The 19,467-nt window shown below is 62.5% G+C and carries 21 protein-coding genes; 11 read left to right on the top strand and 10 right to left on the bottom strand.

Going from position 1 to position 19,467, the window contains the following annotated elements; all coding sequences use genetic code 11:
* Positions 1 to 197: 197 nt before the first annotated feature.
* The 3 genes from FJQ89_RS24005 to FJQ89_RS24015 form a co-directional block, all read right to left on the bottom strand.
* Positions 198 to 863, bottom strand: coding sequence for a DUF1345 domain-containing protein (locus FJQ89_RS24005; RefSeq protein WP_141171987.1), 666 nt, complete (start codon positions 861 to 863; stop codon positions 198 to 200).
* Between the two features lie 38 nt (positions 864 to 901).
* Positions 902 to 2,173 (bottom strand): MFS transporter, encoded by a 1,272-nt coding sequence (locus FJQ89_RS24010; RefSeq protein ID WP_141171988.1) that lies wholly within the window; start codon positions 2,171 to 2,173, stop codon positions 902 to 904.
* 83 nt (positions 2,174 to 2,256) lie between these two features.
* The gene (locus FJQ89_RS24015; RefSeq protein WP_141171989.1) at positions 2,257 to 3,282 is read right to left on the bottom strand and encodes a CDP-6-deoxy-delta-3,4-glucoseen reductase; all 1,026 of its coding nucleotides are present in this window, start codon (positions 3,280 to 3,282) and stop codon (positions 2,257 to 2,259) included.
* Positions 3,283 to 3,294: 12 nt separating this feature from the next.
* Here FJQ89_RS24015 and FJQ89_RS24020 point away from each other — a divergent pair, with 12 nt between their 5' ends.
* The 4 genes from FJQ89_RS24020 to FJQ89_RS24035 all read left to right on the top strand — a co-directional run bounded on the left by FJQ89_RS24020 (position 3,295) and on the right by FJQ89_RS24035 (position 5,514).
* A complete protein-coding gene (locus FJQ89_RS24020; RefSeq protein WP_141171990.1) occupies positions 3,295 to 4,212 on the top strand; it encodes an SDR family oxidoreductase in 918 nt (305 codons plus the stop codon).
* Between the two features lie 83 nt (positions 4,213 to 4,295).
* On the top strand, positions 4,296 to 4,556 hold the full coding sequence (locus FJQ89_RS24025; RefSeq protein ID WP_141171991.1) for a hypothetical protein: 261 nt from the start codon (positions 4,296 to 4,298) through the stop codon (positions 4,554 to 4,556).
* 206 nt (positions 4,557 to 4,762) lie between these two features.
* Positions 4,763 to 5,032 (top strand): hypothetical protein, encoded by a 270-nt coding sequence (locus tag FJQ89_RS24030; protein ID WP_141171992.1) that lies wholly within the window; start codon positions 4,763 to 4,765, stop codon positions 5,030 to 5,032.
* A 242-nt stretch (positions 5,033 to 5,274) separates the two neighbouring features.
* Positions 5,275 to 5,514, top strand: coding sequence for a hypothetical protein (locus tag FJQ89_RS24035; protein ID WP_029496207.1), 240 nt, complete (start codon positions 5,275 to 5,277; stop codon positions 5,512 to 5,514).
* 81 nt (positions 5,515 to 5,595) lie between these two features.
* Here FJQ89_RS24035 and FJQ89_RS24040 read toward each other — a convergent pair whose 3' ends face one another.
* The 3 genes from FJQ89_RS24040 to FJQ89_RS24050 form a co-directional block, all read right to left on the bottom strand.
* Complete coding sequence (locus FJQ89_RS24040; protein ID WP_141171993.1) at positions 5,596 to 6,282, bottom strand: glycine-rich domain-containing protein; 687 nt, start codon at positions 6,280 to 6,282, stop codon at positions 5,596 to 5,598.
* A 187-nt stretch (positions 6,283 to 6,469) separates the two neighbouring features.
* Positions 6,470 to 8,314, bottom strand: coding sequence for a sensor histidine kinase (locus tag FJQ89_RS24045; protein WP_243136237.1), 1,845 nt, complete (start codon positions 8,312 to 8,314; stop codon positions 6,470 to 6,472).
* A 201-nt stretch (positions 8,315 to 8,515) separates the two neighbouring features.
* Positions 8,516 to 10,282, bottom strand: coding sequence for a glutamine--tRNA ligase/YqeY domain fusion protein (locus FJQ89_RS24050; RefSeq protein WP_141171994.1), 1,767 nt, complete (start codon positions 10,280 to 10,282; stop codon positions 8,516 to 8,518).
* 162 nt (positions 10,283 to 10,444) lie between these two features.
* On the opposite strand from FJQ89_RS24050, the gene FJQ89_RS24055 reads away from it, so the two are divergent.
* From FJQ89_RS24055 to FJQ89_RS24070, 4 genes are all read left to right on the top strand, one after another.
* Positions 10,445 to 10,738 (top strand): DnaJ domain-containing protein, encoded by a 294-nt coding sequence (locus tag FJQ89_RS24055; protein WP_096234166.1) that lies wholly within the window; start codon positions 10,445 to 10,447, stop codon positions 10,736 to 10,738.
* Positions 10,739 to 10,843: 105 nt separating this feature from the next.
* Positions 10,844 to 11,356: a hypothetical protein gene (locus FJQ89_RS24060; protein WP_071079095.1), complete on the top strand. Its 513-nt coding sequence runs from the start codon at positions 10,844 to 10,846 to the stop codon at positions 11,354 to 11,356.
* Complete coding sequence (locus FJQ89_RS24065) at positions 11,346 to 12,146, top strand: hypothetical protein (RefSeq protein WP_141171995.1); 801 nt, start codon at positions 11,346 to 11,348, stop codon at positions 12,144 to 12,146. Before FJQ89_RS24060 ends, FJQ89_RS24065 begins: the two co-directional genes overlap by 11 nt.
* Before the next feature lie 19 nt (positions 12,147 to 12,165).
* Positions 12,166 to 13,038, top strand: a complete 873-nt coding sequence (locus FJQ89_RS24070) for a hypothetical protein (protein WP_116743402.1) — start codon at positions 12,166 to 12,168, stop codon at positions 13,036 to 13,038.
* Positions 13,039 to 13,084: 46 nt separating this feature from the next.
* On the opposite strand, the gene FJQ89_RS24075 is transcribed toward FJQ89_RS24070, so the two are convergent.
* Positions 13,085 to 13,987: a LysR family transcriptional regulator gene (locus tag FJQ89_RS24075; RefSeq protein WP_141171996.1), complete on the bottom strand. Its 903-nt coding sequence runs from the start codon at positions 13,985 to 13,987 to the stop codon at positions 13,085 to 13,087.
* Positions 13,988 to 14,095: 108 nt separating this feature from the next.
* Between FJQ89_RS24075 and FJQ89_RS24080 the strand changes: the two genes are divergently transcribed.
* A complete protein-coding gene (locus FJQ89_RS24080) occupies positions 14,096 to 15,370 on the top strand; it encodes an MFS transporter (RefSeq protein WP_141171997.1) in 1,275 nt (424 codons plus the stop codon).
* 4 nt (positions 15,371 to 15,374) lie between these two features.
* Here the strand turns inward: FJQ89_RS24080 and FJQ89_RS24085 are convergent, their stop codons facing one another.
* A complete protein-coding gene (locus FJQ89_RS24085) occupies positions 15,375 to 16,028 on the bottom strand; it encodes a hypothetical protein (protein WP_141171998.1) in 654 nt (217 codons plus the stop codon).
* Between the two features lie 173 nt (positions 16,029 to 16,201).
* Between FJQ89_RS24085 and FJQ89_RS24090 the strand changes: the two genes are divergently transcribed.
* Positions 16,202 to 16,528: a hypothetical protein gene (locus tag FJQ89_RS24090; RefSeq protein ID WP_141171999.1), complete on the top strand. Its 327-nt coding sequence runs from the start codon at positions 16,202 to 16,204 to the stop codon at positions 16,526 to 16,528.
* Positions 16,529 to 16,552: 24 nt separating this feature from the next.
* Here FJQ89_RS24090 and FJQ89_RS24095 read toward each other — a convergent pair whose 3' ends face one another.
* On the bottom strand, positions 16,553 to 17,416 hold the full coding sequence (locus FJQ89_RS24095) for a LytR/AlgR family response regulator transcription factor (protein WP_141172000.1): 864 nt from the start codon (positions 17,414 to 17,416) through the stop codon (positions 16,553 to 16,555).
* Positions 17,413 to 18,516 carry a sensor histidine kinase gene (locus FJQ89_RS24100; RefSeq protein WP_141172001.1) on the bottom strand — a complete coding sequence of 368 codons (1,104 nt, stop codon included), beginning with the start codon at positions 18,514 to 18,516 and terminating at the stop codon, positions 17,413 to 17,415. The genes FJQ89_RS24095 and FJQ89_RS24100 overlap by 4 nt, the downstream gene beginning before the upstream one ends.
* A gap of 198 nt (positions 18,517 to 18,714) precedes the next feature.
* Between FJQ89_RS24100 and ugpQ the strand changes: the two genes are divergently transcribed.
* Complete coding sequence (gene ugpQ / locus FJQ89_RS24105) at positions 18,715 to 19,458, top strand: glycerophosphodiester phosphodiesterase (protein ID WP_141172002.1); 744 nt, start codon at positions 18,715 to 18,717, stop codon at positions 19,456 to 19,458.
* The last annotated feature ends 9 nt before the right edge of the window (positions 19,459 to 19,467 follow it).

Genomic DNA, 19,467 nt, shown 5'->3' on the forward strand with positions numbered 1-19,467 from the left:
CTTACTCCTGTCAATTCAAAAAAAACCCATCTCAGGCGTGCTGCGGCCTGGTTGCTGCCTCATGCACATGACCTCTGTGCATGGAACTTATCTTACTCCTCTTTCCGGTATTTCAAGAGGGTGCGCACGATTAAGATGAGCTTAACCCTTCAGCCAGGTCAAGTTTCCTTGCAGAATCTTTTTAAGCCGAGTCAGCTTTATCCATTGATGAGGCCGGCGGCGATGTTGATCGACAGTCCCAGCACGACCAGGTTGAAGAAAAAGCTCAGCACGGATTGTCCCAGCACGATCTGCCGCATCAGGCGCGTCTGCACGCAGACGTCCGACGTTTGCACGGCCACGGCGATGGTGAAGGCGAAATACAGAAAATCCCAGTAATCGGGGTTTTGCTCGTCGTCGGGAAACTTCAGGGGGCGCAGCGTGGGGTCTGCCTGGTAATACAGGTGGGCATAATGAAAGCAAAACAGGGTGCCGACGAGAAACCAGGAACCGACCAGGGTGAGGATCGTCAAGCCGTAGTGCAGCGCGCGTTCGTCCGGCGCCATGTCTTTCATCGAGGACAGTTGCGAGACGATGGCGACCAGGCTCATCACGGATGCGACGGACAGGGCCGACAGGACCGTGGTGGCCCGCTCATCCTGGCGCGCGGCCATCACCTTCACCTTGTGATGGTTGGCGCGCATCATCATCCAGGCCATCGTCGCCAGGTAGAACCAGACGGCGACATTCCACGCCGTCAGCAAACGCGTCATCTCTTGCCAGGAAGAGGGCAGCAGCAGGCCGGCCGCCACGCCGATGGCCGTGGCCATGCTCAGGTGGGGGCGGCTGCGGATGAAGCTGTGCAAGGGAAACGTGATTTTCATGCTGCAAGTCAGTCAGTGGCAATAGCGCATCTTATAGCTTATGTGCCTGCCGCGGTGGCCGTCCTGGCGGCCGTTTCCTTTTCGTGGTGGGGAAAGCGGTCCATGCGCGACAGCACGGGGAACAGCACGGCCCACACGCCCGTCACGGCCAGGGTGGCGGCACCGCCGAAGAGCACGGCGCGCACCAGGCCGAACCAGCCGGCCGTCAAGCCCGATTCGAATTCGCCCAGTTCGTTCGAGGCGCCGATGAAAACGGCATTCACGGCGCTGACCCGGCCGCGGATCTCGTCGGGCGTCTCGAACTGCACCAGCAGGTGGCGGATGTAGACGCTGACCATGTCGCCGGCACCCATCAGGAACAGCGCCGCCAGCGCCAGCGGGAAATAGCTGGTGCTGCCCAGCACCAGGGTGCCCAGGCCGAAGACGGCCACGCCGCCGAACATCCACGCGCCCACGCGGCGCGTGATGGGGAAGATGGCCAGCACGATCGAGCACAGGGCGGCGCCGGCGCCTGGTGCCGTGCGCAGCAGGCCCAGGCCGACGGGGCCGATATGCAGCACGTCATGCGCGAGCGCCGGCAGCAGGGCCGTAGCGCCGCCGAACAGCACGGCAAACAGGTCGAGCGAAATGGCGCCCAGCACGATGGGTTTCGACCAGACGAAGCGCAAGCCTTCGAGCAAGGTATGCCAGCTGACGGGTTCGCGTTTCACCACTTGCGGCGCCGGCGTGGTGGCGCGCATCAGCAGCACGGACAGCACCAGCAAAGCCGAAGAGATCAAATACACCACCTTGGGGCCGAAGTAATACAGCAGGCCGCCCAGCGTAGGCCCCAGGATGATGGCGACGTGCGAGCTCGACGAGCTGAGCGCGACGGCGCGGCTGAAGTGTTGCGTGGGCACCATGTTGACCAGCACGGCTTGCGTGGCCGGCATCATGAAGGCGCGCGCGCTGCCGAACAGCACCAGCACGGCAAACACGGGCCAGACGATGGAAATATTGCTTAACGTAAACGCCAGCAAGGCCAGCGCGCAAGCGAGCTGCGCCGCCAGGCACCAGGCGATGATGTTGCGGCGGTTGTAGCGGTCGGCTACGTGGCCGGCCGGCAAGATCAGCACGAGGAAGGGCGCGAACTGCGCTAGGCCGATCAGGCCCAGATCGAACAGGCTGCCCGTGATCTGGTACACCTGCCAGCCGATGGCCACGCTTTGCATCTGCACGGCCAGCGTGCCCAGCACGCGGGCGGACAGGTAACAAGCGAAATTGCGGTGACGCAGGATACTGAAGCCGTTGCCGGCGGACGCGAGGGACATGAAATTTCCGGGAAGCAGCGGGGTAGAGCGGTGGTGGTAGCGGGCGCCGCACCAGCCGCGCCCCGCTGTCTGGAAGGTAACGCTTACTTGGCCAGGTCGGCTTCGGTGGTGAAGGCGTCCGCGTAGAACTCGTCGGCTGGAAGTTGACACAATTGCACGAAATCGCGGTTGGCCGACTCGACGACGATCGGTGCGCCGCAGGCATACACCTGATACGCGGACATGTCGGGCAGGTCGGTCATGACGGCCTGGTGCACGAAGCCCGTGCGGCCGCTCCAGGCGTCTTCCGGCAGCGCTTCCGAGACGACGGGCACATAGGTGAACTGCGGCAAGTCGGCGGCCCACTGGCGGCACAGCGCATCCATGTACAGGTCGTGCGGACGGCGTGCGCCCCAGTACAGGGTGATCGGGCGCGGCGATTGCTCGTTGATCATGTGCTCGACGATGGCTTTCAAGGGGGCAAAGCCCGTGCCCGAGGCCAGCAGCACGACGGGCTTGTCGGAGTCTTCGCGCAGGAAGAAGGTGCCCATCGGGCCTTCGAAGCGCAGGATGTCGCGCTCTTTCATGTTGCCAAATACCTGATCGGTGAACAGCCCGCCCGGCATGTGGCGGATGTGCAGGCTCACGGGGCCGCCGTCGACGGGCGCGCTGGCCATGCTGTAGCTGCGGCGTTTGTTATCGCGCAGCATGATTTCGATATACTGTCCGGCGCGGTAGTGCAGGCGCTCGCTGGCCGGCAACTGCAGGGTCAGCACGACGACATCGGGCGCGACTTTTTCGATGGTGGTTACGCGCGACGGCATTTTCTTGATCGGGTAGTCGCTGCTGCCCGCCACTTCGCGCGCCTGCACCACCAGGTCGCCCTGCGGCACGGCGCAGCACAGCAGCGAGTAGCCGGCGGCCGCTTCATCTTCCGTCAGGGAGCGTGCCTGGTATGGCTTATGCTGTACATTGCCGGACACGATCTTGCCCTTGCAGGAGCTGCAGGCGCCGCTTTTGCAGCTATACGGCAAGCCCACGCCGGCGCGGATCGCCGCCGACAGGACGGTTTCGTCCGCTTCACAGCTGAATTGGTGGCCGCTGGGCTGAACAGTAATTTGAAAAGTCATACAATCCTTGAGATGAAAAATATGTTAATGCACTCTTTGCGCAAGCCGGTGGGCTTGCCGCGCCTGCTGATCCTGGGCTGCGGCGACGTCGGCCTGCGTCTGCTGCCCCTGCTGCGCGCGCGCTTTCGTGTCTTTGCCGTCACCAGCCAGCCGGCGCGTTGCGCGCAGCTGCGGGCAGCCGGCGCCGTGCCCATCGTGGCCAACCTCGACGACCGCGCCAGCCTGAAACGGCTGGCGGGACTGGCGCCGACGATCGTGCACCTGGCGCCGCCCCTGTCGTCGGGCTTGCTGGACCGGCGCACGCGCAATCTGGCCGCCATTTTACCCGAGCATGCACGCCTGGTGTATGTGAGTACCAGCGGCGTGTATGGCGATTGCGCCGGCGCCTGGGTCGATGAGACGCGCCCGACGGCGCCGGGCAATGCGCGCGCGAAGCGGCGCGTGGATGCGGAGCAGGTTTTGCGTGCCTGGGGCGCGCGCCGCGGCGCCAGCGTGGCCATCCTGCGCGTGCCCGGCATTTATGCGTCCGACCGCCTGCCCCTGAAGCGCCTGCGCGAAGGTACGCCGGCCCTGGCTGCGGGCGACGATGTGTACACCAACCATATCCATGCCGATGATTTGGCGCGCATCATCGAACGGGCCTTGTGGCGCGGCAAACCGGGACGCGTGTATCACGCCAGCGATGACAGCGAACTCAAGATGGCGGAATATTTCGATGCCGTGGCCGATACGTTTGGCCTGCCGCGCCCGCCGCGCCTGCCACGTGCCGAGCTGCGGCAAGTGGTCACGCCGATGTTGCTGTCGTTCATGTCCGAATCGCGCCGCCTGCACAATACGCGCCTGAAGCGCGAGCTGGGCGTGCGCCTGCGCTACGCGCGCGTGGCCGATGCCTTGCAGTCGCTGTCTGCCGATACGGCCGGCATCGGGTAAAATGGCCGGTTATCTGCGCACTTTGCCGGACCGGTGCGCAGCGCGCCGTTGCGGCGGCGCGCCATTCACTTAAGGACTACAGCATGACCACCCTCACTTACGAAGAATACCTGGACGAGGTCACCACCGTCCTGACGGAACTGTATGACCTCGACGACGACGCCGCCATCAAGCTGGTCGTGGCGGCGCAGGATGCCGAATTTTTTGTTCCGCACGATACGCATGAGGAAATGCGTACCGCCGAGCAAGCCAAGAAAGATGCAGTCACGCTGTTCGAGCGCAAGCAGAATCGCCAGCAAACGCAGGAAAAACAGCAACAGCGCGTGCGCCAGCAAAAGAAATAAGAGCCAGCTATTGGCCGCCAGGCCGCTGGAGCATGGCGCAGTGCGGGCTTCGGCGCAACACCGGGGCCTTGCCATTTGATGCAACGCAAACGCATCATGGCGCGCTGGCGATATGGTGAGCAATGTCGTCACGCGTCCTGGCTAGTTGTGGCGGGCTCGGCATCTACAATTAGCGCGACGCAGTTTCCCGTCAGCAGGAGCGATCCATGCGAGCTACGAGTCACCCCAGCAAGGAACAGGTGCGTGCCTATATGCGGCGTCGCGAACGTGCGCTGCAGCCGCCACCGCCGCCCGATGAAATTCGCCGGCAACTGGCCTGGTGCCGCGTGGGCGCCTTCCCCGGCACCTGCCTTCCGGCCACCCCGGCCGGCCTGGTCGCGCAAGGCTGGCATTTATCCGCCGATATGGCCCGCCTGGGCACCCTCATGGCCATAGTCTGGCTGATGCACGGCGGTGTTGCTCATCGTAAAAATTGATGACGTGCAGCAAATTTTCCCGATTTGAGTTATCCTCTAGCACATTCCAAGTGCGTCAATTCTCTTCAATTATCACAATTTTGCTTTAAGTTACGCAAAAATCAACAATAGCGTGTATTATATTGTTTGTGGCCTAAAAGCCGCATAAGTGATGGCGCTTTTTAGTGTGTTTACCCTGAATTATTGCAGAAGAGACATTCGGTTTCTTTTTGCCTTAATACAACAAGTACGGATTTTCGATCATGTCTCTCAAACAAATTACCTCTTTGCCTACCTACAACCCGAATCGCGTCCTCGATGCAATCATCGACAAGCTGCAGCTGAAAAACGATGCCGCCCTGTCGCGAGCGTTGGAAGTGGCGCCACCGGTCATCAGCAAGATTCGTCATAACACCTTGCCGATCGGCGCCACGATCCTCATCCGCATGCATGAAATCAGCGATTTCAGCATTCGTGAACTGCGCGAGTTGATGGCTGCCTAAGAGCGCCTGACAGACGGCAAACTGAGAGGTGCCGTCTGGGTAAGTCAGGCTTGCCGCGTGCGGCAGCCACATCTGTTTTTTCTATTGCGGGTCGCGGTTCAGCACCGGACGATCGACATAGAAACGCCCCATTTCCAGGCCGCTCGAAGACGACTTGAGCAGCGCTGCTGCCAAGGTGGCGGGTGCGCTGGAAAATGCCGTGCTGGCTGTCCCCGTCGCGCGCCCTGAATACGCGGTCGCCTGCACCGCCGCGCTGGAAAACGCCGTTTGCACGGCCCGGCCCGAGTATGCCGTCGCCTGTACCGCACGCCCTGAATACGCGGCCTGCACGGCCCGTCCCGAATACGCCGCCTGTACGGCGCGCCCCGAATACGCCGTTTCTGCGCGGATATAATCTTCCCCGAACGTTTGCTCATACAGCTGCTTCATGCGCTCGCCCACGTGCCGGTGCGCTGCTTCGTCGTCTTCGCCGCGCAGGCCGATGTACGGAAAGTGATGCAGGAAGTAGCCGAACACCTGTTCGCAGTCCGCCGCATATTTCAGGGTGTCGAGGATGTGGTAGTGCCAGAAGGTATCGACATCCATCAGCGGCGCCGTTTCTTCTTCCGGAAACTGTTTCATCAGGATCAGAAAGCGCCGGTACTCGAACTCCACCGCATTGGCCTTCTCCAGGCTCCATCCTTCGCCTGACTCCCGATGCATCAGCTTGACTTTGATCGCGTCCAAATTCAAATCGGCAATTGCCTTGAAACTGTCGTTCGTATCCATGAATGTCCTTGTGGTAAAGAGCGTTGTGGGAAATACAGTGCAACAAGGGAGAGCGGCGGGGCGTACTCCTGGTAAATGGTCGAGGAATGCCTGGCCCATGGCGGGCTGGCGCTGAGTTGTTCTACATCAATATTGCATCTAATTACAAAATACGCAAGCGGAGCTTGTTTCATGCGGGACATGGCTGTCAGGCGCTGGCTCGGCCATTCTCCTGGTAGGGAAACGCCGTGGCGTCCGCGCCCAGCGGCACGCTGACATGCACGCTCATGCCTGCGCCGGGGCTGCTTTCGATGTAGAAAGTGCCACCCAGTAACTTGATGCGCTCCTCGATGCCCACCAGACCAAACGAGCCCAGCTTGTTGCGTCCGTCGATGGCCGCGCCCACGCCATTGTCGCTGACGCTCATCGATACGGTGTCGCGGCACTTTTCCAGCTTGACTTGCACGCGGCTGGCATTCGCATGCTGGGAAATATTGCTCAGCGATTCCTGCAGGATGCGGAACAGGGCCGTGGCGCATTGATCGCTGAGGCAAATGTCGTCATGGCTTTCGCTCACTTCGCAGGCGATGCCCGTGCGCTGGCGAAATTGCGCCACCTGCCATTCGACGGCCGCATTCACGCCCAGGTCCAGCACGGTGGGACGCAAGTCGTTGATGATCTGCCGCACGCTTTTAATCGTGGCGTCGATCTGTTCCAGGGTCGAGCGGGCGCGGGCGTTCAGGCGCGGGTGGCGGCGCTGCGTGCGCGAGGCGAGCATGTCGGCGTCGATGCGCAAGACCAGCAGGTTCTGTCCCAGGTCGTCGTGGATTTCGCGCGCGATGCGCTTGCGCTCCTCTTCCTTGATCCGGTCGGCGTGGGCTGCCAGGCGGCGCAGTTTCTGGTGCGACAGTTGCAGGCGAATCTGGCTGGCGCGCAATTCCTCCGTCATGCCCGTCGCCATCTGGATGGCGCGCCGGCGCGACGACGCCAGGGCATGAAACAGCATGTACAGCAGCATGGTGCTGGCAAAGCCGGTCAGCAGGGCCAGCCACGGCAGGAAGGCGTCGAAGCGCGTGTACAGGTCGCTCTTGCGCACGCTGAACAGCGCTTGCCAGACGCGGCCATTGTGTTCGATCAGCATCGTGCTGCTCAGGTAACGGCCCGAGTTGCCGGGCAGCCACCATGGCGCATGCATGCCCGCCGTCGTGCTGTCGAAGATGGGGCGCATGTCGTGCGGCAAGTCCAGCGGCTCGCGCGCCTGCGGGCCGATATCGAACAGGGTCAGGCGGACATTGCGTACCGGCATGTCGGCCAGTGCGCTGCGCATCATCGTCACCAGGTCGTAGCCGATGCCGACGGAACCCTGATAGGCCGTGCGCCTTTGCTCCACCGTGCCGGTCGGCATGCCGAAGCGGTACACGGGCAGGCGCATGGCCATGCCCGTCAGCTGCGGCCGGCCATCCATCGGCACGGGCACGCCGGAATTGCTGAGCTGCCCGGTATCGCGCGACTGTTCCAGCGCTTCGGCGATCAGGGGCCGCGAAGCGATGTCATAGCCATACTTTTCCGGCGCGCTGGCGATCGGCTCGATGTACATCAGTACGGAATAACGGGGGCGCGGGGCGGGCGGATGGATGGCAAACGCCGGATAGTCGTCGCGCCCGGGCGGATAGTCGCGCTGCATGGCCGTTTCGAAGGTGGCGCGCTGCGACTCGTCGAGTTCCTGGCTGTAATTGAGATTCATCACGCCCGGGTAGTTCTGTTGCAAGGCGATGTTCGCCACGTAGCGGTGGAATTGCTCGCGGCTCACATGTTCGTTGGCGCGGAACAGGCTGGCCGTGCCGCGCAGCAAGTTGGTATACGACTTGAGGCGTGATGCGATGTTTTTCTGGGTATTGCGCGACAGATTGTTGAATAGCTCGCTGGCATCGTTTTCGATCGACAGCGAGGCGGCCATGTAGAACAGCAGGCCCACCATCAGCGACATCACGACGCCGAGCAGCCAGAGCGGTTTTTTTTCAGCAGATAAGTGTTTGCCGGCAGTAGTAGACATCGCCATCCGCATCAGGAAGAGGAATCGGGTGCCGCCTGTGTGCTGGAGGCTGTACCAAGTTGCACAAGCACTAACGACATTGTAAATTGCTCAATAGCTGCCTAATATACAAAATTATCGTGAATATAGTCAACAGGCAATATTTCTGTTGGGAACGAAAAAAAACCGCCGCAGCGGTTTTTTTGTGGATCGTGCGGCGCCTTACTTGGCGGGCTGCCAGCTGTCTTTCAGGGTGACGATGCGGTTGAAGACGGGCTTGCCCGGCTGGCTGTCGACGCGGTCGGCCGCGAAATAGCCGTGGCGCTCGAACTGGAAGCGCTGTTCCGGCTGGGCCAGTTCCGCGCCCGGTTCCAGCCACGCTTGCACCACTTCCTTGGCCAGCGGGTTCAGGGCCAGCTTGAAGTCCTTGCCGCCCGCGTCCGGCTGCGGGTCGGTAAACAGGCGGTCGTACAGGCGTACTTCGGCGGGGATCGCCGTCGGCGCGCTGACCCAGTGCATATTGCCCTTGACCTTGTAGGTCGAGCTGCCCTCCGTGCCCGACTTGCTGTCCGGGAAGTAGGTGCAATGCACGGCGATGACCTTGCCGTCTGCATCCTTGTCAAAGCCCGTGCACTCGATCACGTAGCCGTAGCGCAGGCGCACGCGGCTGCCCGGCTTGTCGGCTATTGGCGGATACAGGCGGAAATAGCCCTTGTTCGGCACTTCCATGAAATCGTCTTCCTCGATCCACAGCTCGCGCGAGATGGGGAAGGTGCGCAAGCCCCGTTCCGGGAAGTGCGGGTGCACGGGCGCCGTGCATTCGACGCTCTCGTTTTCAGGGAAATTGTCGATGATCAGTTTCAACGGACGCAGCACGGCCACCGTGCGCGGCGCCTTCGGGTCCAGGTCTTCGCGCAGGCAGCCTTCGAGCACGCTGTAGTCGATCCAGCCGTCGGACTTCGTCACGCCCGTGCGTTCGCACATCAATTGAATCGCTTCCGGCGTGTAGCCGCGGCGGCGCATGCCCACCAGGGTCGGCATGCGCGGGTCGTCCCAGCCGTCGACGATCTTTTCTTCCACCAGCTGGCGCAGCTTGCGCTTGCTGGTGACGATGTAGGTCAGGTTCAGGCGTGAGAATTCGAACTGGTGCGGCACCGGTTGCTGGAAGAAGCCACCGGCGGCCAGGGTTTCCAGCAGCCAGTCGTAGAACGGGCGGTGGTCCTGGAATTCCAGCGTGCAGATAGAATGCGTGATGTTTTCCAGCGCGTCCGAGATCGGGTGCGTGTAGTCGTACATCGGATAGATGCACCAGGCGTCGCCCGTGCGGTGGTGATGTGCATGGCGGATGCGGTAGATGGCTGGGTCGCGCAAGTTCATGTTCGGCGAACTCATGGCATCTTCGCTCATCTTCGCGCGCAGGATGTGCTCGCCATCCTTGAACTGGCCCGCCTTCATGGCGCGGAACAGGGCCAGCGATTCGTCGCGAGGACGGTCGCGGAACGGCGAATTCTTGCCGGCCTGGCCGAAATTGCCCCGGTTGGCGGCCATGTCTTCGGCGCTCTGGCTGTCCACATAGGCAAAGCCGGCCGTGATCAGGTACTCGGCCATCGCGTACAGCTGGTCGAAATAGTCGCTCGCGTAGTGCAGGTGGCTCTGGCCATCGGCATGCTTCGGTTCCCAGTCAAAGCCCAGCCATTTCACGCTGTCCATGATGGTGTCGACGTATTCCTGCTCTTCCTTCGCCGGGTTGGTGTCGTCGAAGCGCAGGTTGCACTGGCCGGCGTAATCGCGCGCCAGGCCGAAGTTGACGCAGATCGACTTGGCGTGGCCCACGTGCAGGTAGCCGTTCGGCTCCGGCGGGAAACGCGTGATCACCTGGGGCAGGCCGGGACGCACGTGGGTGCCGGCAGCCAGGTCGGCTTCGATGATGTTACGCAAGAAATTGGGCGCCAGCGCTGGCGCGGCGGTATTCGGTTTATCGTTGCTCATTGATCAATGCGGAAGAGTGACAGTAAAAAGCATTTTACCGTACCGCAAGCGCTTTATAAGCACGTATTTGCCCCCATATCCCAGCATGCAAGCGACGCGGGCGCCGTTCTATAGGATAATCTGCCTTTAATTAGCAAACAAAACGTGACCCCGGAGCCATTTATGGAAAATTTATATAACGTCCTCGGTGTCGCGCCCAATGCCAGCGACGATGAAATCAAGAAGGTTTACCGTTCGCTGGCCATGCGCTTCCACCCCGACCGCAACCAGGCCCCCGGCGCCGAGGCGCGCTTCAAGAGCGTCACCAAGGCGTATGAAATCCTGGCGGACCCGGTCAAGCGCGCCGAATACGACCAGAGCGTGAACCACCGCATCATCATCGATCCGGAAGCGGAAGCCTATGCCCTGTGGTGCGGCGTGTTCCGCCTGCATGGCACAGTACTGCCAGCAGACTAAGCCTGCTGGCGGTCGCCCGGCCAGCCTGAATGATTTGAAAAACAACAAACAATGGTGCTTTTACTTTTATGTAAAAGTGCCCAGCATCACATTGGAAAGCACAGCATGAGAAGAGTACACCCTGAATTCGCGTACCAGTCGCGCGAGCTGGAAGGCCAGATCGATGGCATCCTCGGCGACCCGCCAAACCGCAAGAACTACAAAAGCATGGTCGACGCGCTGGTGAGCGAGTACGCCAGCGGCGGCGGCATCGAAGACGTGAATATGCTGGCCTTCGCGCTGGTCGACCACATCACCTTCAGCGACCCGAAAGGCTTGCTGGCCGAGAGTGAAGACTACGAGTTCGGCGACCCGGCCCGCGTGTTTTCCATGGCCGCCTGCGCTGCGCCGGAAGCGGCGAAGATGTATGCCGCCATTGAAGAGAGCTTCCCCGACCTGGCGCGCCAGGCCATCATCACGGCCTTTTTGCACAAGAACCCGCGCCTGTGGGACGACGACGACCAGTCGCTCGACCAGCTGGCGGCCAATGACGACGGCGACGACGAGCACGATGAAGACGAAGCCACCGACGATTTCGCCCAGATGTTTGACCAGGATGGAGACGACCATGGCCGATAACAAGGATCAAAATACCGAACAAAAAAGCAACCTGCCCGCGCTGACGAAACAGGTCATGGAATTGGTGCTGTCCGGTTCGCTGGGCCACGCCGAGCAGGCGTTTGCCGATGCGGCCGACCAGTACGGCGATCTGGCCGTGGTGGAAGTGCTCAATGCCATCCCGCCGCAAGTGACGGCCCTGCACCTGGCCGGCTTTGACGGCGGCAAGATGTCGCTGGCCACCTTGCTGGTGCCGCCGAAGGCCTGGGCCGACAGCCTGGCCTTCATCGCCGCCACCTGGAGCGACGACCAGATCGAGGATGATCCGGAACGCATCGCCGAGTCGTTGTTCGCGCACATCCACGGCGTGGTGTTTTCCACCGACGACGCCGAGCGCCGCCGCGAGCTGCTGCTCGAAGCGTCCGCCACCGACTGGGGCGCCACCGCGTTCGCCATTTTGTTCTCGATGGCGCCGAAGGAAATCCTCGAAGTGGCGGGCGAAATCGTCATCAAGGGACCGTACGTGACGGGCGTGACCTCGTCGGACAACGACGTCGTGCCGCTGGCCATTGAGCTGGCGCAAGCGAATGAAGACGGCTGGGACCGCTCGCTGTTCGAACTGTTCCCCGACTTCCGCCACAGCGCCGACCTGGCCGATGCCGAATATTCGGACGACCCGGACGAAGAGCCGACCATGTTGCAGCGCAGTACCAAGGAATTGCTGTACCGCCTGCGCAAGCAAGTGCCGAGCACGCGCAGCGCGCCGCGCTCCAGCACGCGCCGCAGCCTTGGCACCGGTATTTTCTCGTAATGAAAGCAGGAAACGTCTAATGCTGCCAGCAATTGTTGTAGAAAATCTTCCGCGCCTGGTGCGCGCCATCAAGCTGTTGCCGAACGACCCGCGCGAGGATGCGGCGCTGGACCTGGCCGACGAGTTGACGGGCATCACGGCCATGGTGGCCGAGAAGTTCACGAATGAACGCACGGCCGACGGCATCCAGAAAGCGCTGTTCCTGACGGTGGGCGGCGTGTCCTTGGGCCTGGAGCAGGCCGTCACGCATGAAGGCGACCAGGCCGCCCTCGACTTCCTCGTCGAGCACGGCGCCGAGCACGCGTTCCAGGTGGGCTTTCGCCTGATCAAGGAATTGTCGCAGCTGCCGGAAGACGCCCTCGTCGGTGAATATGACCAGGACCCCGTCTACCTGCAGCGCCGTTTGCGCGAGCTGTTCATCGATATTTGCCAGGCCGACCCGAACCAGAACTGGGCCGGCTATGAAAAGTATGCGGTGCAGTTGCAACAGCGCAAGGAAGTGCAAGCTGTGGTGCGCCTTGCCAGCTGGCTGCGCCGCCACCATGACAACGGCCCCGTCAGCGATAGCGACCTGAATGCCGAGGGTGTGATTGCCGTGGCCATCATCTTCGCCATCGAAGGCGGCGGACGCATCATGGCGCGCACGGGTCAAAAGGAGTTTGAACGCTTCGTGCGTTCCGTGCGCAAGAACAAGCCCGACTTCGAGGAAGGCTGGGCCGCCCTGGTGGCCAAGGTGCCCGTGCAGCATCACCCGGTGTTGCTCGACCGCATAGAATCCTACCGCCGCAGCTGCACCGTCGTGCATAAAATCCTGACGCGGGCCAGCATGAAAAGCCTGTTCGAGGACCTGGAAAACTACGCGGGTTCGGAGCTGGACGCGGATTATTCGTAATCCAACGCTGTTGTCGGATTACGCGGCGTGCCGCCGCTAATCCGACCTACGCTCCCCCTTCCAGCGCCGCTGCCTCGGCCAGTTTGACGAACGCCGCCACCAGCGGCGACGTTTCTTCTTCCCGTTGTGCCAGTAACAGGCTGGTGGTCGCCTGCGGGTCGGCGATAGGGCGGTAGCACACGCCATCCATGCGGATGCGGTCGAACGAGGCGGGCAGCACGGAAATGCCGCAGCCGGCCGCCACCAGGCCGATGATGGTCGACGCTTCGCCCGCTTCCTGCGTCACCTGGGGCACGAAGCCGGCCGCCTTGCACAGGCGGAAGATCTGCGGATAAATCCCCGTGCCCGCATCCTTGGGGTACATCACAAAACCTTCGCCCGCCATGTCGGCAATGGCAATCGCCTCCTTGGCCGCCAGCGCATGGGCGACAGGCAGCACGAGGAACAGCGGGTCTTGCCGCAATTGCGTCAGGCGGATGTCGTCCGGATACGTCGTTTCCGGCGGGCGTACGAAACCCAGGTCCATCGTCCTGCCCGAGATCGCTTCCAGCTGATGCAATGTGGCCATTTCATGCAAGGTCAGGGTGACGTGCGGGAATTGCTGGCGGTAGCGGTTGATGACGGTCGCGAAATACGGCGTAAACGGCGTGGAAAACGTGAAGCCGATGCGCAATTCGCCCGCTTCGCCCCGCTGTGCCCGGCGCGCCGTGACGGCCGCCTGTTCCGACAGGGCCAGTATGCGCCGCGCATCGTCGAGAAACAGCGCGCCCGCCTGCGTCAGGCGCACGGAGCGCTTGTTGCGCTCGAACAACTGCGCGCCCAGCTCCGCTTCCAGCGCCTGGATTTGCTGGCTCAGCGGCGGCTGGCCGATGTGCAGGCGTTCGGCCGCGCGCGTGAAGTGCAGCTCTTCGGCGACGGCGACAAAGTAACGCAGGTGGCGCAGTTCCATGTTCGTCCAGTAATCGTTTTAAAGTATGAGTTGGGCCTTAAATATATATTGGACGATATGAGTTGGCAATCCTAACATGCAGATTCGCTTCTCTTTTGAAACACGGCCATGTCTGATTCATCGCTCGCTTTTGCCCCCGCTGCCCCATCGGCCATCCCGGTTTCTGCTCCCGCTCCCCGTTCGGCCATCGCCAAGGGGTCCATTGAATTCAAGCGCAGCAACCGCGCCCTGTTCTTCGGCGGCTTTTCCACTTTCAGCTTGCTGTACTGCATCCAGCCCCTGTTCCCGCTGCTGTCACAGCAGTTCCACCTGACGCCGGCGCAGAGCAGCTGGTCCCTGTCCGTGTCGAGCGGCTTGCTGGCCATTTCCTTGGTGCTGCTGAGCGCCGTCTCGGACCGCATCGGCCGCAAGCCCTTGATGGTGGCGTCGATGTTTTCCGCCGCCATATTGACGATTTTGTCCGCCTTCGCCCAGGATTACGCGCAGCTGCTGGCGATCCGCGCGGCGCTGGGCATTGCCCTGGGCGGCATGCCGGCCGTGGCCATGGCTTACCTGGGCGAGGAAATCGAGGGACCGTCGCTGGGCCTGTCGATGGGCTTGTATATTGCCGGTAGCGCCTTTGGCGGCATGTCGGGGCGCTTGATCGCTTCCATGCTCAGCGATTTCCTCTCGTGGCGCTGGGCCCTGGGCGCGCTGGGCGTGGCCGGCGTGCTGGCGGCGGCGGAATTCTGGCGCAGCCTGCCCGCATCGAAAAATTTCGTGCCCAGTACCCGTGGCTGGAATGCCTTGCCGCACGCCATCAAACAGCATTTTTCCGACCGGGGCTTGCCGTGGCTGTTTTGCCTGGCGTTCCTGCTGATGGGGTGTTTTGTCAGCCTGTACAACTACATCGGCTACCGTTTGCTGGCCGCGCCGTTCAACTTGCGCCAGAGCACGGTCGGCTTGCTGGCCTTTCTGTACCTGATCGGCATCTTCAGTTCCGTCTGGGCGGGACGCCTGGTGGATCGCCTGGGGCGCCGCGGCGTGCTGTGGATCATGCTGTCGCTGATGCTGTCCGGCATTGTATTGACCCTGTTCGACTCGCTGCCGCTGATCGTCATCGGCATGGCGCTGGCCACCTTCGGCTTCTTTGCCTCGCATTCGATCGCCAGCAGCTGGGTCAGCCGCCGCGCGCGCGCGCCGCAGGCGCTGGCTTCGGCCTTCTATCTGCTGTTCTATTACCTGGGATCGAGCCTGATCGGTTCCGCCTCGGGCATGATGTGGGGCTTCGATGGCTGGACGGGCGTCATCATCATGCTGGGCCTGTGCCTGGGCGGCGGCGTGCTGATCGCCTTGCGCTTGCGCCATCTGCAGCCGCTGGGCGCGCGCGAAGCGGTGGGTTGAGCGGCTATTTGGGGCAGTTGCCGATCATCGTTTCCCCATTTCTGCCTGCGCCCGTGGTCACGCACAAGGTGCCCAGCGCGCTGGTGATCTTGTAGGTGCGGCTGCCCTTGGCCGCATTCGCGCCCACTTCCTCGATTTTTGACGCTTCATACCATTTCGGCGGCACGGCCGCGTAGGCCTCGGCAAAGCCTTGCTGCATGCGCTTGAAGCCCGTGTCGTCCAGTTTTTGTTCGCCGCGCTGCGGGAATTCCTTGCGCAACTCCCTGTCGATCTTGCCCACGTCGCGTTTGGCTTGCGCCAGGATATCGGCCGCGCTGGGCGCTGGCGTCACCGTGATCGCTTCCGGCGTTGCTGGCGCTGGTGCCTGCGTGACGCTGGCGGCGGGCAGGGGGCGGCTGACGGGCGCCAAGATGGGCAAACTCGGCAGACGTGGCACGCGCGCGGCAGCTGGTTTGATGCTGGGCAAGGGCAAGGGCAGGGGCTTGGGCGGCGCCGGGAGCGTGTGGCGCAGCCAGCTGATGGCCGGACCTTGCGGCAGGTTCTCGTCTGAGGCAAGGCGCGGCCGCGACTGCACGATGACATAGGCCAGTCCCGCGTGCAGCAAGACGATCAGCAGCAGGCCGGGCGCGCGGCGGGGCAGGGGTGGCAAAGAGGTCATGGAGGGCATGGTGGTTCAGGTACGCCAATGTATCTGAAGGATTTGATAATTATCTAAAATGTCACACGTGCTTACAAAAAAGTGCCTCATGGAAATTTCAATGCCTTGGCGGGCGGTGGGGAACCTTGGATCGGCCTGACGATCCAACTGCAGATAGCATGGGAGGACACATCATGATGCAGGTAAAGGAAGTGGCACGGCGCTTTGGCGCCATCGAACACGCGATCGGTCAGGCGGCCCAGCTGTGCGGCAAACAGCAGGGCATGCCCATGGACTTGAAGGATTGCATCAACCAGCTGGACCAGCAAAAGAGTGCCGTGCGGCAAGCCATCGACACGCAAGACGATGCGCGCATCCGCCAGGCCGTCGACCAGATGGAGTCGTTGGGCGACCGCGCCAAGCGGGCCTGTGGCACGGCGTCCAGCGTGACGCCGGAAATGAAGAGCGCCGTGCTCAAGGTGCACGATGAATTGTCGGACCTGAAGCACCAGCTGCATTAGGTTTTGTCAGGTGTTGTAACCGTTTTACATCTGGCGGAACAGATGGGCATATAAGGGACTGACGCGCAGCTGCGCCGGGTGCTGGCGCAGGGTCAGCGACAGCTTGCCCGCGTCGTCGCGCACGGCCGTGGCGATGGCGCTGGCGTTGACGATGGTGCCCCGGTGGATTTGCCAGAATTGTTGCGGGTCCAGCTGGGGCAAGAGTTCCTTCAGGCTCGTGCGTATCAGTGCTTCGCTGTCCCGGCACACGACGTTGATGTATTTGTCCAGCGCTTCGAAATACACGACGTCGGCCAGGGCGATCATGCGTACGCTGTTGCCGACGGCGGCCCGTATCATTTGCAGGCGCGGCGCCGGCGGCAGCATGGCTTGCAGCTGGCTCAGCAGTCGGGCCAGGTTGTCATCGCTGGCGGACGCCGTTTCCGTCGTCGCCAAGGGTACCGTCGTGGTGGCTGCCCCTGCCCCTGCCGTTGGGGGCGCTGTTGTTGTACCACTGTCGCGCAGGCGCTGCTGCAGGCGTTCCACCGTCTTGCCCAGGCGTGCATCATTGACGGGTTTTAGCACGTAATCGGCGGCCGCATGTTCGAAGGCGGCCAGTGCGTATTCATCGTAGGCCGTGACGAACACGATGTGGGGAAACACAATACCGTCGGGCCACTGCTCCGCCAGTTCTTCGGCCGCTTCCAGGCCCGTCTTGCCTGGCATCTTGATGTCGAGAAAGAGGATGTCGGGCTGCAGTGCCAGGCCTTGCCGCAAGGCTTCCACGCCGTTGGCGCAGGTGGCGACAATGTCGAGTTCCGGCCACAGCCGTTGCAAGGCGTGCGCGAGGGCGGCGGCAAGGATGGGTTCGTCTTCGGCGATCAGGGCGCGCGGGGTGTGGTGGCTCATGCGAGGGGACTCGTGATGGTGGGTGGAAGGGGGAGTGTCAGGCGGGCGACGACGCCTGCCGGATGGTTGGCGGCCAGCGACAGGCTGGCGGCATCGCCATGCATGCCGCGCAGGCGTTCGCGGATATTCGCCACGCCCAGATGCGTGCCCTTGGTCTGGCCCGGATGATCGAGACCCAGGCCATCATCGGCAACCGTCAGGATCAGCACGCCGCCGTCCGTGGACGCCTGCACGTGGATATGGCCGCCTTCGATCTTCGGCTCCAGGCCGTGCTGGATGGCGTTTTCCACCAGCGGCTGCAGCAGCATGGGTGGCACTTTGATATCGCGCAAGGCCTCGGGCAAGTCCAGCGTAAAGCGCAGGCGCGCGCCCATGCGGGTGGACATCAGGCCCAGATAGGCTTGCATCAGGGAAAACTCCTGCTCCAGGGTGGTGGACCCGGCACGCGAGGAAGAGAGGGTGGCGCGCAGATACTGGATCAATTGATCGAGCAGCAGCTGGGCGCGCTCCGGATCAAAGCTGATCAGGCCCTGCAGATTGGCCAGCGTGTTGAACAGCATGTGCGGTTCGATCTGCGCCTGCAGCAGCTGCAGCTGGGCCTGCATAACCTGGCGCGCCACGGATTCGGCGCGGGCTTTTTCCTGGGCTGCCTCCATTTGCAGGCGCGCAATTTTTTCTCGGCCGCTAAAGAACAGGATGGCGGCCCCCGCCGCCGCCAGTGTGAACACCGTCATGCCGACGTTGCGTGGCGACATGGACACGGGCGCGGGAACGTCGATATTGGCCAGCCAGCCGAACAGCATGGTGCCGCCGACTTGCGCCACGGCGGCGCTGACGATGATGAGGGCAGTGAAGGGCAGCAATGGGACGCGCCGCTGTTCGCCCCAGCACGCCAGGCGGATGCCGTCGATGAGCAGGAAAGCAATACTGCCGATGCACATCGACGCAAGCAGGTTGAGCCAGAAGCTTTGTCCACCGCTTAGCACGAAGGTGATGAAGAGGGCACACAGGACGTTGAGCAGCAGCGCATAGCGGGCATCGGCCAGCAGGCGCTGGTAGGGAAAGCCCGTCTTGCGCGGGGCTGCGTCGGTAGTGTGCATGCGGGACTGCTTTCAGGTGGGCGCTCGGGTTGGCAATGCGGCAATTATGGGCGGCTCTGCACGCGGGCGCAACGCGGTTGCGACGAAACCGTGCGGATGTGGCGCCAATCGCGGGATCGCGTCCTTTACACAGTGGCGCTTGCGCGCGATGATGGCAAGCTGTCTTGATCGACAACCTCATCACGATAAAGGAACATCATGTGGCCCTATCCACGCACCCTGGCGCACCGCGGCGGCGGCACCCTGGCGCCTGAAAACACCCTGGCTGCCCTGCGCTGTGGCCTGGCCTACGGCTACCGCGCCGTGGAGTTCGACGTCATGCTGGCGTCCGACGGCGTGCCCGTCGTCGTGCACGACCCGGAACTGGGCCGTACCGTGGCCGGCAGCGGCCATGTCAGCGATTACACGGCCGCGCAGCTGGGCGCCATGGAAGCGGGCGCCTGGTTCGGCCCGCAGTTTGCAGGCGAGGGCGTGCCCACGTTTGACGCCGTGGTGGCGTATTGCAAGGCGCAGCGCATCTGGATGAATATCGAAATCAAGCCGGCACCCGGCGTTGACGTGGCCACGGGCGCGGCGGTGGCGCGGGCCACGCGCGATTATTTCGCAAAGGAAATTGCTGCAGGAGAGTTATTGCCACTGCTATCGTCGTTCAGCATCGCCGCACTGGAAGCGGCATGCCAGGCGGCGCCGGAACTGGCACGCGGCTGGCTGGTCGAAGCCATTCCCGCTGACTGGGAACGCACGGCAAAGGAACTGGGCGTGGTGGCGATCCATTGCAACCATCAGCAGCTGACGCGCGCGCTGGCGCTGGCAGTCAAGGAGGCGGGATACGGGCTGTTCTGCTACACCGTCAACACCCCGGAACGGGCCAGCGAACTGCTGGCCTGGGGTGTGGATGGATTTTGTACGGACAGGATAGATATTATTCCATCCATGGCGTAGGTCGGATTA

The organism is Janthinobacterium tructae, from assembly GCF_006517255.1.
In the GTDB taxonomy this organism is placed as follows: Bacteria; Pseudomonadota; Gammaproteobacteria; order Burkholderiales; family Burkholderiaceae_D; genus Janthinobacterium; species Janthinobacterium tructae.

Bases quoted from the DNA above. Each gene is read 5' to 3' on its own strand.
- FJQ89_RS24090 (WP_141171999.1), top strand. From the start codon at position 16,202: ATGATGCAGGTAAAGGAAGTGGCACGGCGCTTTGGCGCCATCGAACAC.
- FJQ89_RS24030 (WP_141171992.1), top strand. From the start codon at position 4,763: ATGCGAGCTACGAGTCACCCCAGCAAGGAACAGGTGCGTGCCTATATG.
- FJQ89_RS24010 (WP_141171988.1), bottom strand. From the start codon at position 2,173: ATGTCCCTCGCGTCCGCCGGCAACGGCTTCAGTATCCTGCGTCACCGC.
- ugpQ (WP_141172002.1), top strand. From the start codon at position 18,715: ATGTGGCCCTATCCACGCACCCTGGCGCACCGCGGCGGCGGCACCCTG.
- FJQ89_RS24040 (WP_141171993.1), bottom strand. From the start codon at position 6,282: ATGGATACGAACGACAGTTTCAAGGCAATTGCCGATTTGAATTTGGAC.
- FJQ89_RS24015 (WP_141171989.1), bottom strand. From the start codon at position 3,282: ATGACTTTTCAAATTACTGTTCAGCCCAGCGGCCACCAATTCAGCTGT.
- FJQ89_RS24055 (WP_096234166.1), top strand. From the start codon at position 10,445: ATGGAAAATTTATATAACGTCCTCGGTGTCGCGCCCAATGCCAGCGAC.
- FJQ89_RS24085 (WP_141171998.1), bottom strand. From the start codon at position 16,028: ATGACCTCTTTGCCACCCCTGCCCCGCCGCGCGCCCGGCCTGCTGCTG.
- FJQ89_RS24075 (WP_141171996.1), bottom strand. From the start codon at position 13,987: ATGGAACTGCGCCACCTGCGTTACTTTGTCGCCGTCGCCGAAGAGCTG.
- FJQ89_RS24045 (WP_243136237.1), bottom strand. From the start codon at position 8,314: ATGTCTACTACTGCCGGCAAACACTTATCTGCTGAAAAAAAACCGCTC.
- FJQ89_RS24095 (WP_141172000.1), bottom strand. From the start codon at position 17,416: ATGAGCCACCACACCCCGCGCGCCCTGATCGCCGAAGACGAACCCATC.
- FJQ89_RS24100 (WP_141172001.1), bottom strand. From the start codon at position 18,516: ATGCACACTACCGACGCAGCCCCGCGCAAGACGGGCTTTCCCTACCAG.
- FJQ89_RS24020 (WP_141171990.1), top strand. From the start codon at position 3,295: ATGAAAAATATGTTAATGCACTCTTTGCGCAAGCCGGTGGGCTTGCCG.
- FJQ89_RS24050 (WP_141171994.1), bottom strand. From the start codon at position 10,282: ATGAGCAACGATAAACCGAATACCGCCGCGCCAGCGCTGGCGCCCAAT.
- FJQ89_RS24035 (WP_029496207.1), top strand. From the start codon at position 5,275: ATGTCTCTCAAACAAATTACCTCTTTGCCTACCTACAACCCGAATCGC.
- FJQ89_RS24080 (WP_141171997.1), top strand. From the start codon at position 14,096: ATGTCTGATTCATCGCTCGCTTTTGCCCCCGCTGCCCCATCGGCCATC.
- FJQ89_RS24005 (WP_141171987.1), bottom strand. From the start codon at position 863: ATGAAAATCACGTTTCCCTTGCACAGCTTCATCCGCAGCCGCCCCCAC.
- FJQ89_RS24065 (WP_141171995.1), top strand. From the start codon at position 11,346: ATGGCCGATAACAAGGATCAAAATACCGAACAAAAAAGCAACCTGCCC.
- FJQ89_RS24025 (WP_141171991.1), top strand. From the start codon at position 4,296: ATGACCACCCTCACTTACGAAGAATACCTGGACGAGGTCACCACCGTC.
- FJQ89_RS24070 (WP_116743402.1), top strand. From the start codon at position 12,166: ATGCTGCCAGCAATTGTTGTAGAAAATCTTCCGCGCCTGGTGCGCGCC.
- FJQ89_RS24060 (WP_071079095.1), top strand. From the start codon at position 10,844: ATGAGAAGAGTACACCCTGAATTCGCGTACCAGTCGCGCGAGCTGGAA.